Source organism: Vibrio sp. D417a, from assembly GCF_030248595.1.
Lineage (GTDB): Bacteria > Pseudomonadota > Gammaproteobacteria > Enterobacterales > Vibrionaceae > Vibrio > Vibrio alginolyticus.
This window is the reverse complement of the sequence record NZ_JAHGAM010000011.1, coordinates 334,789-350,688: the sequence shown is the minus strand read 5'-3', so window position 1 is coordinate 350,688 and position 15,900 is coordinate 334,789. Positions and strand designations below refer to the sequence as shown.

The 15,900-nt window shown below is 45.9% G+C and carries 14 protein-coding genes; 12 read left to right on the top strand and 2 right to left on the bottom strand.

All coding sequences use genetic code 11. The features are described 5' to 3' along the window. Positions 1-19: 19 nt before the first annotated feature. On the bottom strand, positions 20-1,633 hold the full coding sequence (nadB, locus tag KI742_RS13385) for an L-aspartate oxidase (protein WP_005380947.1): 1,614 nt from the start codon (positions 1,631-1,633) through the stop codon (positions 20-22). 554 nt (positions 1,634-2,187) lie between these two features. On the opposite strand from nadB, the gene rpoE reads away from it, so the two are divergent. The 11 genes from rpoE to acpS all read left to right on the top strand — a co-directional run bounded on the left by rpoE (position 2,188) and on the right by acpS (position 11,427). Then, on the top strand, positions 2,188-2,766 hold the full coding sequence (gene rpoE, locus KI742_RS13380; protein ID WP_005380946.1) for an RNA polymerase sigma factor RpoE: 579 nt from the start codon (positions 2,188-2,190) through the stop codon (positions 2,764-2,766). A 26-nt stretch (positions 2,767-2,792) separates the two neighbouring features. Continuing rightward, positions 2,793-3,419, top strand: coding sequence for a sigma-E factor negative regulatory protein (locus KI742_RS13375; protein ID WP_005380944.1), 627 nt, complete (start codon positions 2,793-2,795; stop codon positions 3,417-3,419). Next, the gene (gene rseB, locus KI742_RS13370) at positions 3,416-4,375 is read left to right on the top strand and encodes a sigma-E factor regulatory protein RseB (protein WP_005380941.1); all 960 of its coding nucleotides are present in this window, start codon (positions 3,416-3,418) and stop codon (positions 4,373-4,375) included. Before KI742_RS13375 ends, rseB begins: the two co-directional genes overlap by 4 nt. A gap of 2 nt (positions 4,376-4,377) precedes the next feature. After that, positions 4,378-4,848: a SoxR reducing system RseC family protein gene (locus tag KI742_RS13365; RefSeq protein WP_005380936.1), complete on the top strand. Its 471-nt coding sequence runs from the start codon at positions 4,378-4,380 to the stop codon at positions 4,846-4,848. A gap of 158 nt (positions 4,849-5,006) precedes the next feature. Next, a complete protein-coding gene (lepA, locus tag KI742_RS13360; RefSeq protein WP_158156859.1) occupies positions 5,007-6,800 on the top strand; it encodes a translation elongation factor 4 in 1,794 nt (597 codons plus the stop codon). A gap of 104 nt (positions 6,801-6,904) precedes the next feature. After that, positions 6,905-7,804 (top strand): signal peptidase I, encoded by a 900-nt coding sequence (gene lepB / locus KI742_RS13355; protein WP_005380933.1) that lies wholly within the window; start codon positions 6,905-6,907, stop codon positions 7,802-7,804. A gap of 21 nt (positions 7,805-7,825) precedes the next feature. Next, positions 7,826-8,503, top strand: coding sequence for a ribonuclease III (gene rnc, locus KI742_RS13350; protein WP_005380932.1), 678 nt, complete (start codon positions 7,826-7,828; stop codon positions 8,501-8,503). After that, complete coding sequence (gene era, locus KI742_RS13345) at positions 8,496-9,458, top strand: GTPase Era (RefSeq protein ID WP_005380931.1); 963 nt, start codon at positions 8,496-8,498, stop codon at positions 9,456-9,458. The genes rnc and era overlap by 8 nt, the downstream gene beginning before the upstream one ends. 115 nt (positions 9,459-9,573) lie before the next feature. After that, positions 9,574-10,305 carry a DNA repair protein RecO gene (gene recO / locus KI742_RS13340; RefSeq protein ID WP_005384578.1) on the top strand — a complete coding sequence of 244 codons (732 nt, stop codon included), beginning with the start codon at positions 9,574-9,576 and terminating at the stop codon, positions 10,303-10,305. Next, a complete protein-coding gene (pdxJ, locus tag KI742_RS13335) occupies positions 10,302-11,036 on the top strand; it encodes a pyridoxine 5'-phosphate synthase (protein WP_005384579.1) in 735 nt (244 codons plus the stop codon). The genes recO and pdxJ overlap by 4 nt, the downstream gene beginning before the upstream one ends. 10 nt (positions 11,037-11,046) lie before the next feature. After that, on the top strand, positions 11,047-11,427 hold the full coding sequence (acpS, locus tag KI742_RS13330; protein WP_005380927.1) for a holo-ACP synthase: 381 nt from the start codon (positions 11,047-11,049) through the stop codon (positions 11,425-11,427). A gap of 69 nt (positions 11,428-11,496) precedes the next feature. Here the strand turns inward: acpS and barA are convergent, their stop codons facing one another. Further along, positions 11,497-14,295 (bottom strand): two-component sensor histidine kinase BarA, encoded by a 2,799-nt coding sequence (gene barA / locus KI742_RS13325; protein ID WP_033907441.1) that lies wholly within the window; start codon positions 14,293-14,295, stop codon positions 11,497-11,499. A gap of 192 nt (positions 14,296-14,487) precedes the next feature. On the opposite strand from barA, the gene rlmD reads away from it, so the two are divergent. Next, entirely contained in the window at positions 14,488-15,807 is a 1,320-nt protein-coding gene (gene rlmD / locus KI742_RS13320) for a 23S rRNA (uracil(1939)-C(5))-methyltransferase RlmD (RefSeq protein ID WP_085570058.1), read from the top strand. Positions 15,808-15,900: the final 93 nt, after the last annotated feature.

Below are 15,900 nucleotides of genomic sequence, written 5' to 3'. Positions count from 1 at the left end.
AATAGTTTAATTGGTAAAGTTAAAGCTGTTTAGCTGGAACCAAAATCGTTGGTCCGCTGTTTTCCAGTTGGTTCGGATAATCAAGCGTGTAGTGCAAACCTCGACTCTCTTTACGCTGCATCGCACAACGAACCATCAACTCTGCTACTTGTAAAAGGTTACGCAGTTCTAATAAGTTGTTCGACACTCGGAAATTGCTGTAGTACTCGTGTGTTTCTTGTTGCAACAGTTGGATACGGCGTAAGGCGCGCTCTAAACGTTTGTCAGTTCGCACAATGCCCATGTAGTCCCACATAAACAGACGAAGCTCGTGCCAGTTGTGCTGAATGATCACTTCTTCATCACTATTGGTTACTTTGCTTTCATCCCAACATGGCACCTGTGAGGGTAGCTCAACGTTAGTGTGATGTTTTAGAATATCTTTTGCCGCAGACCAAGCATAAACCACACATTCGAGAAGTGAGTTTGATGCCATGCGGTTAGCACCATGCAGCCCGGTGTAGCTAACTTCACCAATCGCATACAAATTTTTCAGATCGGTGCAGCCATTTCTATCCACCATGACACCGCCACAAGTGTAGTGTGCAGCAGGTACGATTGGGATTGGCTCTTTAGTCATGTCGATGCCCAAATCCATCAAACGTGAATAAATGGTTGGGAAGTGTTTCGTAATAAAGTCAGCAGGCTTATGACTGATGTCGAGATACATACAGTCTGCGCCTAAACGCTTCATTTCGAAGTCGATAGCACGAGCCACCACGTCACGCGGAGCAAGCTCTTTACGTTCATCGAAATCTGGCATAAAGCGAGAGCCATCTGGACGACGCAGGTAAGCACCTTCGCCACGCAACGCTTCAGTCAGCAAGAAGTTACGTGCTTCTGGGTGATATAAACACGTCGGATGGAACTGGTTAAATTCCATATTCGCCACACGACACCCTGCACGCCAAGCAATCGCAATACCATCACCAGACGACACATCTGGGTTAGAGGTGTATTGATAAACCTTTGAAGCACCACCTGTAGCGAGAACCACAAATTTGGCTCGCACGGTTTCGACATGCTCTTCGTTGCGGTTCCAAATATAAGCACCGATAACTTTGTTTTTATCACCGCCAATTTTGTCTTCGGTGATTAAGTCCAGAGCATTGTGACGTTCGAGAACATGAATGTTTGGATGGTTATGAGCGTTATCTTGCAGGGAGGTTTGCATCGCCATACCTGTCGCATCTGCCGCGTGAAGAATACGACGACGGCTATGACCACCTTCACGAGTTAAGTGGTAGCGAGGTTCATCGTCAGAGTCATCTTCTTCACGATCAAATGGGACACCACCGTCAATCAACCACTGTACACACTCTTTTGAATGCTCAGCAATGAACCTTACGGTCTCCTCATCGCAAATACCATCCCCGGCGATTTGCGTGTCTTCAACGTGTGAATCAATGGTGTCTGACTCATCAAATACGGCAGCGATACCGCCTTGAGCATAGTAGGTCGCCCCTTCGCTGCGTGGTCCTTTACTCAGCACCATCACCTTACAGTGGTTAGCAACGCGCAAAGCCAACGACAAACCTGCCGCGCCACTCCCTACCACTAATACATCACACTCATGTTCACGATTTGTGTTCATATAACTTTTATAATCCCAAGCTAAGGTAACAAAGTTACCTTGTGTATTATTTGCACACCATGTGCATTCCATTATCGCGACATCTGTCGCTAAGGGCTAAGTTGGGAGACCTATCGACGCCCGTGTTACGGCGGTGACTGAGCCACTCTTCTTTTTCATGCAGAGCATGAGCATGCTTCCTAAGTTATAATTTGTAACGCGGTGTTCAGATAGCCATTAGCCATGCAAATGAAAAGTAATAGTTTGTCAATGCCATTGCTTTTCCATGCCCGACCCAGCACAATCTGGGACAGAGATCATTCATTATACCCATTTCCCTCCAAGATGCTCGCTTGTCAAACTTAGACTAAAGTCAGGCAGCGGTGGTCATTTGGGTACAGACATCACACTGTGAAAAAACAATGACAAAAAACTTGAGAAACCATGGAACTTTCTCATTCACGTTAGGGTCACAATAGTGCTCAAGTAAGCAGTGGTGTCAATACTACGTTTTGCATAATTAGTACCCATATCTGAGAAGAGTAGGGGCATAACAAATAGGAGTATCCGCTCGAATGAACGAGCAGCTGACCGATCAAGTATTGATTGAGCGAGTTCAGAATGGCGATAAGCAAGCATTCAACCTGTTGGTAACAAAGTACCAGAATAAGGTATGTAATCTTATTTCCAGATACGTTAGTAATCCTGGCGATGTACCAGATGTAGCACAAGAAGCGTTTATTAAAGCTTACCGAGCTATCCCTAGCTTTCGTGGGGAAAGTGCGTTTTATACGTGGCTGTATCGCATTGCAGTGAATACTGCGAAAAATCACATTGTTGCTCAAGGGCGTAGACCTCCAGCGACAGATGTCGATGCTGAAGATGCTGAATTTTACGAAACAGGTAGTGCACTTAAAGAAATATCGAACCCTGAGAACTTAACGTTGTCCAAAGAATTGCAACGGGTGGTGTTCAGTGCAATCGAAGCTTTACCTGAAGATTTAAAAACCGCAATGACATTACGAGAGCTCGACGGCTTGAGTTATGAAGAAATTGCAGAAGTGATGGATTGCCCGGTAGGAACGGTACGATCGCGTATCTTCCGTGCTCGTGAGGCGGTGGAAAAGAAAATCAGACCTCTTTTGCAACGCTAGTACAAGTAATAACTATGGTGAAAATAATGGCTGACAAAGAAAAACTTTCAGCTCTCATGGATGGAGAATTGGTCGATAAGGCTTTAATTCAAGAGTTAGAGCAAGACCAAGAGAGCCGTGATGCTTGGCAGAACTATCACCTGATTGGTGATGTGATGCGAGGCGAAGCGCCAGCAAAACCTGAGTGGAATATTGCTGAAAGCGTGGCGTTAGCGTTAGAAGATGAACCTGCACACCGTGCGTTTGATTCGCACAGTGCAAATGTTATCTCAATTGCGGATACGCCAAAAGAGTCGCAACCAGAACCGCAAAAAGCAAAACGTCAGTTGCCAGGTTGGTTGACGCAGTTTGGTCAAGTTGCTGTTGCTGCATGTGTATCGCTTGTTGTTATTTTAGGTGTACAGCAGTACGGTGGTAGCGATTCAATGTCGCCGCAAACAGATCAATTACCTGTATTGCAGACGGTTCCGTTTGCTGGCAGCGCAGAACCAGTGAGTTTGACTCGTGAGTCTGTAGAACGTTCTGTAGGCGAGGCAAATATGCAAGAGCAGCGCAAGCGTGTTCATGCTATGCTGCGAGACTACGAATTGCAGTTACGAATTAACAGTGATGCATCTCAACAAGATGCAAATCTGAATCCGGATATTGAATGAAAAAATTTCTGATCAGCGCTTGCGCTCTGTTCAGTATGATGTCTTCTCAAGCCTTTGCTGGTGATAAGCCAGCGGAGGCTTTATTGCATCAAATGAGCGAGGCGAGTAAGAATTTAAGTTACGAACTCTCTTATATCCTTATCAAAAAGAACAGCATTGAGCCGTTGCTGTATCGTCATGCCACGCATGGTGACGATCAATATGCTCATCTTGTCTACTTAAGTGGCCCTGTGCGTGAAGTGATTCGTCGCGGAACTGAAGTAAGTTATATCGAAACGGGTTTAGAACCGTTCACCATCGAGTCAGGTAAAATGGTCGCTCCGACGATGCCTATGCTCAACACCAATATCGATGAGCTAAACTTGTATTACGACTATGTAAAAGTGGGCAGAGCTCGTGAAGCTGGTGTGGCAACACAAGTGCTGCGTATTGTTCCTAAAGACGGTCTGCGCTATTCATACGTACTATGGATCGATGAAAAGAGTAAATTGCCGTTACGTGCCGACCTTGTGGACCGCGATGGTGAAATGCTTGAACAATATCGCACTATTTCTTACACGGTAAACCCAAAAATCGCAGAGTTAATGAGTGGCTTGCAAGATGTTCAATTACCTGCTGTTCTAACCATGCCAAAAGGCGATATTGGGACCAGTAATTGGCAGGTTGGTTGGATCCCTGAGGGTTTCGAGCCGAACGAGCTCAACCGCTATCGTATGGCCGTTACTAACCAAATGGTGGAGAGTCAGCTGTATTCTGATGGTCTGTTTAGCTTCTCTGTTTACGTAGCAAACAAAGATGAGCATTCGTTAAAAGGGCAGTTGGTTCGCCAAGGCAGAAGAACACTACACAGTTTTGTGAGCGGTCAACATGAAATCTCTGTTGTAGGAGACATTCCACCGACCACAGCACAGCGTATCGCCCAATCTGTCACATTTAATGTAACAAAGAGTAAATAACAATGATGACCGCGTTGGCTACCGTGACAGACGTGCATCGTCGCGGCAAGCAATTCGAAATTGATTTAAGTTGCGAACAGCAGACCAGTTGCAGTAGTTGCTCTTCACAGAAAAGCTGTGGAACGGGCGTTGTTACTAAAGCCATTGGTAACAAGAGTTTATCTTGGCACCTGCGCACGGATAAATCGGTGAAAATAGGTCAAGTCGTCGAGATTGGTTTTCCTGAGTCAAGCCTAATAAAATCAGCAATGGCGGTTTATTTACTGCCATTGTTTGGTTTGATTATCGGTGCGATGTTTGGTCACTTCCTGTTAGCGCCGCTGACAGCCGGCGGGGAAGGCATCATCATATTGGCATCGGTATTGTTTGCCGCTGGTGGAATGTGGATCGCAAAACGTGTTTCTCGTCCGTTAGAAGATGAATCCAAGCGCCAAGTTACCCTCGTTCGGGTACTTGGAGAGCCAATCCAGTAAGTGCTGCCCCCCTCCACTAAAGGTTATTTGGGTATGTACTTTAAATTACGTGCGCCCGTTAACGAAATTCGGTAGAATCTGCCAACTTGATTGAAATGCCGTCAGTAGATGGCGTTTCTTACTGTCCCTATTTGTAAAGAGTTAGTCACCCTAAATCTATGAAGCACATTCGTAACTTTTCGATTATCGCCCACATCGACCATGGTAAGTCGACCCTATCAGACCGTCTAATCCAAGTTTGTGGCGGGTTAACCGATCGTGAAATGGCCGCACAGGTTCTGGATTCTATGGATCTTGAACGTGAGCGTGGCATCACCATCAAATCTCAGAGTGTGACGCTAAACTACACCGCTAAAGACGGTGAGACGTATCAGCTGAACTTCATCGATACTCCGGGGCACGTTGACTTTGCATATGAAGTATCACGTTCTCTAGCGGCTTGTGAGGGTGCGCTATTGGTTGTGGATGCGGGTCAAGGTGTTGAAGCTCAAACACTGGCTAACTGTTACACCGCGATCGAAATGGATCTAGAGGTTGTGCCAATCTTGAACAAGATTGACCTACCAGCAGCCGATCCTGAGCGTGTAGCGGAAGAAATTGAAGAAATCGTTGGTATTGATGCGATGGACGCAACACGCTGTTCTGCGAAGACAGGTCTGGGTGTTGAGGACGTTCTAGAAAACATCGTATCAGCAATTCCAGCGCCAGAAGGTGATCCTGATGCGCCGCTACAAGCGCTGATCATTGACTCATGGTTTGATAACTATCTTGGCGTAGTATCTTTGGTACGAATCAAAAACGGTTCACTGAAGAAGAACGACAAGATCAAAGTAATGAGCACAGGCCAAGTTTGGGGTGTAGACCGCCTTGGTATCTTTACGCCAAAACAAGTAGATACCGATACCCTTCGTACTGGTGAAGTAGGTTGGGTTGTTTGTGGTATCAAAGACATTCTTGGTGCCCCTGTTGGTGATACGCTGACTCTAGCGAAGAATGGTTGTGATAAACCGCTACCAGGCTTTAAGAAAGTTAAACCTCAGGTTTACGCAGGTCTGTTCCCAGTATCTTCTGACGATTACGAGAACTTCCGTGACGCACTAGGCAAACTAAGCCTTAACGACGCATCGCTATTCTACGAGCCAGAAAACTCTGCGGCACTTGGCTTTGGTTTCCGTTGTGGTTTCCTTGGCATGTTGCACATGGAAATCATCCAAGAGCGTCTAGAGCGTGAATACGACTTGGATCTTATCACCACAGCACCAACGGTAGTTTACGAAGTTGAGAAGACGGATGGCGATCTGCTGTATGTTGATAGCCCAGCAAAACTACCAGCGATCAATGATATTGAAGAAATTCGTGAACCGATTGCGCGTTGTAATATCCTTGTGCCTTCAGAGTACCTAGGTAATGTAATCACCCTGTGTGTTGAAAAGCGAGGCAGTCAAGTTGATATGGTTTACCACGGTAACCAAGTCGCTGTGACTTACGATATTCCAATGGCTGAAGTGGTACTGGATTTCTTCGATCGTCTGAAATCAACATCACGCGGTTACGCATCTTTGGATTACAACTTCCAGCGTTTTGAAGCTTCGAACATGGTACGTGTAGACGTTCTTCTTAACGGTGACACTGTTGATGCATTGGCGATGATCACACACAAAGATCAGTCTCAGACTCGCGGTCGTCAGTTGGTAGAGAAGATGAAAGAATTCATCCCTCGCCAAATGTTTGATATCGCAATCCAAGCGGCAATTGGTAACCACATTATCGCTCGTTCAACGGTAAAACAGTTGCGTAAGAACGTTATTGCGAAATGTTACGGCGGTGACGTAAGTCGTAAGAAGAAACTTCTGAAGAAACAGAAAGAAGGTAAGAAACGCATGAAGCAGATCGGTAACGTTGAGCTGCCTCAAGAAGCGTTCCTAGCCATCCTTCACGTAGGTAAAGACTAAAGTTGAACTTTGTCTCACACTTGTCGGTCTTAAGACGTTAGATATTAAAATAAGTGAAAGGGTTTCGGCTCTTTCACTTTCGTATTTTTAGATAAGGGAATTTAATGGCTAATACATTCTCACTGATGTTGGTTATTGCGACTTTGGTAACTGGCGTGGTTTGGCTATTGGAAAAGCTGGTTTTCGCGAAAAAGCGTCAGGAAAAACTGGCTGAGATTCAAGCTCAGACGTCTAATGGTTTGGATGCAGTGACCTTGCAAAAAGTTGAGCGTCAGCCTTGGTGGGTTGAAAATAGCGTCTCTATTTTCCCTGTGATCGCGTTCGTTTTAGTATTACGTTCTTTTATCTACGAACCATTTCAAATCCCATCAGGCTCAATGATGCCTACCTTGCTGGTTGGCGATTTCATTTTAGTTGAGAAGTACGCGTACGGTCTAAAAGACCCAGTATGGCGTACTCAGCTAGTGGAAACTGGTAAGCCTGAGCGTGGTGATATCGTGGTATTCAAATACCCACCACAACCAAGTGTGGACTACATTAAGCGTGTAGTTGGTTTACCTGGTGATATCGTGCGTTATTCAAGTGATAAGCAGCTTTGCGTGCAAAGCCAAGGCGAATCGGCATGTAAGCCAGTTAAACTGAGCAATGTTGAAGAAAGTCAGTTTAGCTCGAACGGTATTCCAATGATCCAACTGGATGAAAAATTGGGTAACGTTGAGCACAATATTTTGGTTAACCCTCTTGTGCGTAACCGCGTGGAGCAATATTTCCCACGTAGCGGCACGACAGAGTGGGTTGTACCACAAGGTCAGTATTTTGTGATGGGTGATAACCGTGACAACAGTGCTGACAGCCGTTACTGGGGCTTTGTTCCAGAAGCAAACTTAGTCGGTAAAGCTGTCGCGATCTGGATCAGCTTCGAGTTTGATCGTGGCGCAGATAGTGTTCTACCTTCATGGATTCCAACTGGTGTGCGTTTTAACCGCATCGGTGGCATTCACTAACCATTCAAATATCGAGAGAGTATGAATTCTCCAATTGATAAACTAGAGAGAAAGCTCGGCTATCAGTTTCAAGATGCCGGGCTTATCAATTTGGCGCTGACGCACCGCAGCGCCAACAGTAAGCACAATGAACGTCTTGAGTTTCTGGGCGATTCAATTTTAAGTTTTGTCATCGCTGATGATCTGTACCATCGTTTCCCAAAAGTGAACGAAGGTGACATGAGCCGCATGCGTGCTACTTTGGTTCGCGGACATACATTGGCGGAACTGGGTCGTGAATTCGATCTAGGAGATTATTTAAAATTAGGTCCAGGTGAATTGAAGAGTGGCGGTTTTCGCCGAGACTCTATTTTAGCCGATGCGGTTGAAGCCATTATTGGCGCAATTTACCTAGACAGTGATCTTGAAGTTGTGCGAGGCATTGTACTGAGTTGGTATCAGTCACGCCTTGAAGCCATTAAACCAGGCGTTTCACAGAAAGATCCGAAAACTCGCCTACAAGAGTTCCTACAAGGCAGAAGAAAACCGCTGCCTGTCTACACAGTGACTAATATTAAAGGTGAAGCGCACAACCAAGAGTTCACGGTTGAGTGCGAAGTAGCAGGTGTGGATAAGCCTGTAATCGGTAAAGGCACCAGCCGCCGCAAGGCAGAACAAGCGGCTGCTGAAACAGCACTTGAGCAATTAACAAATGGCTGATAACGAATTCGATATCGATGCGTTTTTCGCATCACAGGGTGAGCCAAGCTCGCCAGAAAACCAACACTGTGGCTTTATTGCGATTGTTGGTCGTCCAAACGTAGGTAAGTCGACACTTTTGAACAAGATTTTGGGTCAGAAGATTTCGATCACCTCTCGTAAGCCGCAAACGACACGCCACCGTATTATGGGTGTGGATACGGACGGCGATTACCAAGCGATTTACGTCGACACGCCTGGACTTCACATTGAAGAAAAGCGTGCGATCAACCGTTTGATGAACCGTGCTGCTAACTCGTCATTGAGTGATGTAAACCTTGTGTTCTTCTTAGTCGATGGTACGCATTGGACTAAAGACGATGAGATGGTGCTGACCAAACTTCAAAAATCGAACTTCCCAGTTGTGCTTTGTGTAAACAAAGTCGACAACGTACAAGATCGTAACGACGTGATGCTACACATGGCGGAGATGTCGAAGAAGATGGACTTCGTGGATGTTGTGCCAATCTCTGCCAAGCAAGGTAAGAACATTGATGTACTGCGTAAGCACGTGCGTAATCACTTACCTAAAGCAACGCATCACTTCCCAGAAGAATACGTGACTGACCGTTCTCAGCGTTTTATGGCGTCTGAGATTGTGCGTGAAAAGCTGATGCGCTTTACTGGTGAAGAGCTGCCATACTCAGTAACGGTTGAGATTGAGCGTTTTGATTACAACCCAGAAACCGACGGTTTCCACATCAATGCCTTGATTCTTGTTGAGCGTAATGGCCAGAAGAAAATGGTGATTGGCAAAGGCGGCGAGAAGATTAAAACCATTGGTCGCGAAGCGCGTTTAGATATGGAAGAATTGTTCGGTCGTAAGGTTTACCTAGAAACTTGGGTAAAAGTGAAATCTGGCTGGGCAGACGACGAACGAGCGTTGCGATCGTTGGGTTATATAGACGATTTATAATCTTGGCTGCGAAGGTGCTTCGCTCCAACATCGATGAAAAATCAGTATCGATTAAAATAAGGAGCCGCTCGGCTCCTTATTTTTTATTTCACACTTTTTAGGCACAATGACTTAGATGAGTAATCTGTCTTCCGAAGGTTTACAGCGCTGTTTTGTATTGCACCGACGCCCTTACAGTGAATCGAGCTTAATCCTTGATGTATTTAGTGAGGAATATGGCCGAATGACTTTAATGGCCAAAGGCGCGCGCAGTAAGCGTTCGAACTTAAAAGGCGCATTGCAACCTTTTACCCCGCTATTACTTAAATGGTCGGGGAAAGGCTCAATGAAAACTTTGCGTCAAGCCGAGCCGATAAGCCTAGGTTTGCCGTTAACGGGCATTAATCTCTACTCAGCCATGTACGTCAATGAACTGATTGGCCGTATTTTGATGGCTGAAGTGCCGATGCCAGCACTATTTCATGATTATTTGCATGCGTTAACCGAGTTGGCGCACAACGAGAACCCTGAGCCTGCACTGCGTCGTTTTGAGTTAGCCTTGTTGTCTGCGATGGGGTATGGCGTGGATTTTTTGCATTGTGCAGGTACCGGCGAGCCCGTCGACCCAGAAATGACCTATCGTTACCGGGAACAGAAAGGGTTTATTGCTTCGGTTAGGCGCGATAACCTAACGTTTTTAGGGAATGAACTGATTGCTATCAGTGAGCGGCGGTTCGTCACTAAAGAGCAGCTAAAAGCGGCAAAACGCTTTACACGTATAGCCTTAAAGCCGTATCTTGGCGGCAAACCTTTAAAAAGTCGTGAATTTTTCATTCAGACCCCCAGAGCACGGAGTAACGGAAAATGAGCTCAATTTATTTAGGCGTCAATATCGACCATATTGCCACTCTACGTAATGCACGTGGTACAAAATACCCGGATCCTGTTCACGCTGCTGAAATTGCAGAGCGTGCAGGCGCGGACGGTATCACTATCCACTTACGTGAAGACCGTCGCCATATTTTGGATCGTGATGTACGTATTCTGCGTGAAACCATTCAAACGCGTATGAATCTAGAGATGGCAGTGACGGACGAAATGGTTGAGATTGCGCTGCAAACTAAACCAGAGTTTGTGTGTCTAGTGCCTGAAAAGCGTGAAGAACTGACGACGGAAGGTGGCTTAGATGTAGTAGGGCAGCTTGAAAAAATTAAAGCTGCGACGAAAAAGCTGACAGATGCCGGCATTAAAGTTTCGCTCTTTATTGATGCTGACCGTCAACAGATTGAAGCTGCGAAAAAGTGTGGCGCTCCGTTTATTGAGCTACATACTGGCCACTATGCAGATGCGACGACAGAAGACGAACAGCAAGCTGAACTGAAGAAGATTGCTGCTGGTGCGAGTTATGCACATGACCTAGGTATTATTGTTAATGCCGGGCATGGCCTGACTTATCACAATGTCGCACCAATTGCTGCATTACCAGAAATTTACGAACTCAACATTGGTCACTCAATCATTGGTCGCGCGGTATTTGATGGTTTAAATAAAGCGGTTGCTGACATGAAAGCACTGATGATTGAGGCTCGCCAGTCATAGGGCTATCTAGATGGCGATTATAGGGTTAGGGACCGACATTGCAGAAATTGAGCGTATTGAAAAAGCGTTAGCTCGTAGTGGTGAACCTTTTGCTCAGCGGATTCTTTCAGAAGAAGAAATGGCCAAATTCTCACAGCTTAAGCTGCAAGGTCGTTATCTTGCTAAGCGCTTTGCAGTTAAAGAAGCGGCCTCAAAAGCATTGGGAACAGGGATCGCAAAAGGGGTCACGTTTCACGACTTTTCCATCTCGAACGATGAGCTTGGAAAACCAGTGCTCGCATTGACGGGCACAGCCAAGCAAATAGCGGATGCGATGGGCGTTAACCACATTCACCTGTCCATTTCCGATGAGCGTCATTACGCTGTGGCGACGGTCATTTTTGAATCCTAGCTTGTAAGTCTTAAACAAAATACTAAAAAGCCAGAGCATTTGCTCTGGCTTTTGTTTCTCTTCAATAGATCACTGTTCAAGGTATAACTTTGCGGTTGTTGTTACTTTAATCATTTCATCTTGCAGCTCGAACATTTCAGGCTCAACCTCCTCAAGACTGATCCCTGAGCGCAGTGCTTGCTCAAGCGTCGCACAGAGTGACTTCAGTCTTGGAACGCCACAATATGAACTACTGCCGTGCAGCTTATGGATGACATGAATTAGGTCATCACGAGAGATATCTTCTTGCTCCAGAGCTTGGTCAACGACTGCTTCTACTTCAGGGATGAACTCAATCAACATGCGTAGCATGTCTTTAGCGAGATCCTCTTTATTCGCGCTCTGTTTCAAGGCTGCTTGCCAATCAATAATCACATCCTGCTGAGGCGAAGAAACGGATTGTGGTGCGCTTCCTTCAGGTTCATCAACGTATGAAGGGGCGACTTTGCCAATGCTCTCTGTACAAGCATTTGGGTTCCAGTGAACCAAAACCTGTTGTAGCACATGCTCTTCAATAGGTTTGGTCAAGTAGTCATCCATTCCTGCCGAGAGCAAGCGGTCTCGTTCCCCTGCCATGGCATGTGCCGTTACCGCAATCACTGGCGTGTCTTTATTTAGCTCCAACTCTTTAATGTGCTTACAAGCGGTCACCCCATCCATTTGTGGCATTTGAATATCCATGAAGATTAAATCGTACTTTTTCTCTGTCGCCAGGTTCACCGCTTGCTGGCCATTGCTACAGGCGGTGACGGTTTCTACTCGTTCGCGGAGCAGTGCAGAGATCAGCTTCAAGTTTGCAGGGTTGTCATCCACTGCTAGTACAGTGAGAGGTAAACGGTCCCCTTCGCTTGGCGTAATTGGAGCGCTTAATACCGGTGGCGATTCTACATGTTCGCTAATCAGGCTTTGTAGCAACTTACGGCGAGACAATGGTTTCGTCAGGCACTGGACGTGATGCTCTGTCATTATTTGGTCCGCAAGCGCCAATTCGGTACTCGGTGTCCCTAGGAGAACACTCGGAGCCATGCGTTTCGCTTGTTCTATCCAAGGTGTAATAACTTCCGCATCGTGAGTCTGGTTGGCCGCTAAATTCAACAGTACATAATCATATTGTTCTTCGTTGTTTGGTAGCGAAGAGCGGTAGGTTACTAAAATACCCTCCTGACTTAGAATCTGTTGGGTTACGGATGCGGCTTGCATGTTTGGTTCAATCAGCAGTAACTGCTTCCCAGTCAGAAGTTCCACTTCAATCAGTTCGCTCATTGGCATCTCGGTTGAGTGCAAGCGCACCGTAAACCAGAAGGTTGAACCTTGGTGTAGACGGCTGGTTAAACTGATTTCGCCGCCCATCTGGCTCACCAGTTTCTGAGTGATAACCAGACCAAGACCAGTACCGCCGTAACGACGTGAAATACTTGCATCTGCTTGGCTAAAGGCTTGGAACAACTGCGCTTGCTGACGCTCAGAGATACCAATACCGGTATCACGCACCATGAATTGCAGTTCGACGGAGTCTCCTGATTGAGAGCGCATTTCTACGCTAACATCAATGTTGCCTCGCTCGGTAAACTTGATTGAGTTACCGACTAAGTTCGTCAAAATTTGCTGGATACGTAGTGGATCCCCAACTAAACCTGGTGGAATTTTAGGGTCCACTTTTAGGGTGATTTCTAACCCTTTCTCATGTGCACTTGTGGCTTGTAGGTTAATTACCTCTTCTAAACTTTCTCGGAAATCAAAAGGAATGTTTTCGAGTGCCAGCTTACCCGCTTCAAGTTTCGAGAAGTCGAGAATGTCATTGATGATATTCAGCAGGTTGTTCGCCGATTTCTCAATCGTCTGTAGGTAATCCGTTTGGCTGTTAGAAAGCTGCGTTTTAAGCATTTGACGAGTAAAGCCAATCACCCCATTGAGCGGAGTACGCAGCTCGTGCGACATGTTCGCCAAGAACTCTGACTTAACCCTGGCCGCTTCTTGCGCGCGTTTCTTCGCGATATCCAACTCAACGTTCTGAATTTCTAGCTGCTCAAGCGTTTCACGTAAGTCGGACGTGGCTTGGTCTATACTGTGCTGCATCTCCACGTGATATTCTGATAACGATACCGCCATGGCGTTGATGCCATTTTTTAGCTGGTCTAACTCACCGTGCATTTTGCCTTCGATACGCACATCCAGATGACCACGGCGAATGCGGTCAACGACATTCTTCATGTGGGTGATAGGTTGGGTCACATCGTGCATTAGACGTGAAGCAAACACACTTGCTAAGCCAAGACCGAGAACCAGAACTAAAAAAGCAGAGAAGACTTCTTGATACTGTTGCAGCCTCAAGGAGGAGAGATCTAACTCGACGGCGATGTAACCAATCGCTTTTGTGCCTTGGCTTTCGTTCGACAACTCCGCTAAGTAGTGACCTTCTGACAAAATGGGGACACGCAATATCAGTGAGTTTTCGTAGATTTCCGAATTACCCAGTTGCGGGATCGGTTTATCTTTGGGAAACATCAAGGCTTCAAAATTAGGATGAAAGTTAGAGGTCACAAAGAGCTCATGATGTTCATCAAATACCGCGATACTACGAACCAGTTTGGAGTTTTTGCGGTGCGCGTAGCTTATCAAGCGACGTACCGCCTCTCGGCTTTCTGATAGTAGATGAGTTTCACTGGCAATCGCCAGCGGCTCAATAATGCTGTTACCAGTGGTGATAACTTGTTTCTCAAGGTCTTGGTAGCGGTTAAATGAGAAAAAGCCGCTCAGTAATAAACCAATAATGAGAGTGGGAGCGAGAGTTAGTGTAATTACACGTGCTCGTAAGCCATATCTGGTCATGTTATCTAATTACATCGGAGTCTGGATATGGGAAAATAACGCATTATTTCTCAAGCGCACGATAAAGCCTTGAGCAAAGAAGTGACGTCACCGAATAAACGGTAAGCATAATCAAGTCACTCGAATCACACAACGGCTGCAATCAAGAATAGTGAAGCCGAAGAGCAATTACACATAAATCAGGCATAGAGCATGGCACGCATCTTTCAACCGAAAAAGAAAACCCAACTCAATACTCGGCACCAAGCAGTGCAAGTAGAGCGTTTAGATCACCACGGCGCAGGCATTGCTTACCTCAAAAAGAAGCCATTGTTTATTGATGGAGCACTGCCGGGTGAGGAGGTGGTCACTCAATTGGTGGAAGAAAAGAGCAAATACGCTCGCGGTAAGTTGATTAAAATCCTTAAGCCGAGTGAAGCTCGTGTGGAGCCATTTTGCCCACATTATCATGAGTGCGGTGGCTGTGATTTGCAGCATCTAGATTATGACCAACAATTGACGTACAAACAGCAAACGTTGCGTCAGCTAATGCGAAAATTTTCAGGCAGTGACATTGAACTAGATGCCCCGTTATTGGGATATTCGCAGGCCTACCGTCGCCGTGCGAGAGTGAGCTTGTTTGTTGATAAAAAAACACGTCAGCTACATTTTGGTTTCCGTAAAAAGCAGAGTAAGCAAATTGCGCAAGTGACCGATTGCCCAGTGCTGGCACCGGAACTGAATGTTTTGCTGCCAGAGATTTACTCAGCGCTAAAAGCGTTCAAAAAGCCTGAACAATTGGGTCATGTAGAGCTGGTACTTGGTGATAATGGGCCGTGTATTACGCTGCGCCACTTGAGCGCTCTGACAACGAGTGAAGCTCAATCTCTAACGGAGTTGGCAAAACGTCATGGCGCATCGTTGTACTTAATGCCATCGACAGAACAATTAGACCTTATCGAAGGCGATATGCCTTTTTATCAAGAAGTTGGAGTGAAAATCCCTTTTGCACCAAATAACTTTATTCAAGTAAACCAAGGTGTAAACCAACAAATGGTCAAACAAGCGGTTGAGTGGTTAGACCCACAAAAGAGTGACCGAGTGTTAGATTTGTTCTGTGGCTTAGGCAACTTTAGTTTACCAGTTGCGAAATTAGCTAAGTACGTGGTTGGAGTAGAGGGTGTTGCAGAGATGGTAGAAAAAGCCACAAACAATGCATCTTTGAACCAAATCAATAACGCGCAATTTTATCACGCTAACCTTGAGCAAGATTTTGAAGGCCAAGCCTGGGCCGCAGAGCGGTTTGATAAAGTATTATTAGACCCGGCACGCGCGGGAGCGAGTGGGATCATCGATCAAGTTTCTGAGCTTGGCGCACAGCGTGTAGTTTATGTTTCTTGTAATCCTGCTACCCTTGCTAGGGATAGTCAAAGCTTGATAGAGCAAGGCTATAAATTAACTAAATTAGGTATGCTGGATATGTTCCCTCATACCAGTCATCTAGAATCGATGGCATTGTTTGAAAAGTCCTAACTTTAGGACTTTGACCCCTTATTTGTGGTGGGTGGTCATAAAGCCAGCGTGTACGCGCGGTAAAAAGAACTAACCTGGACGGTGTTAGTCAAA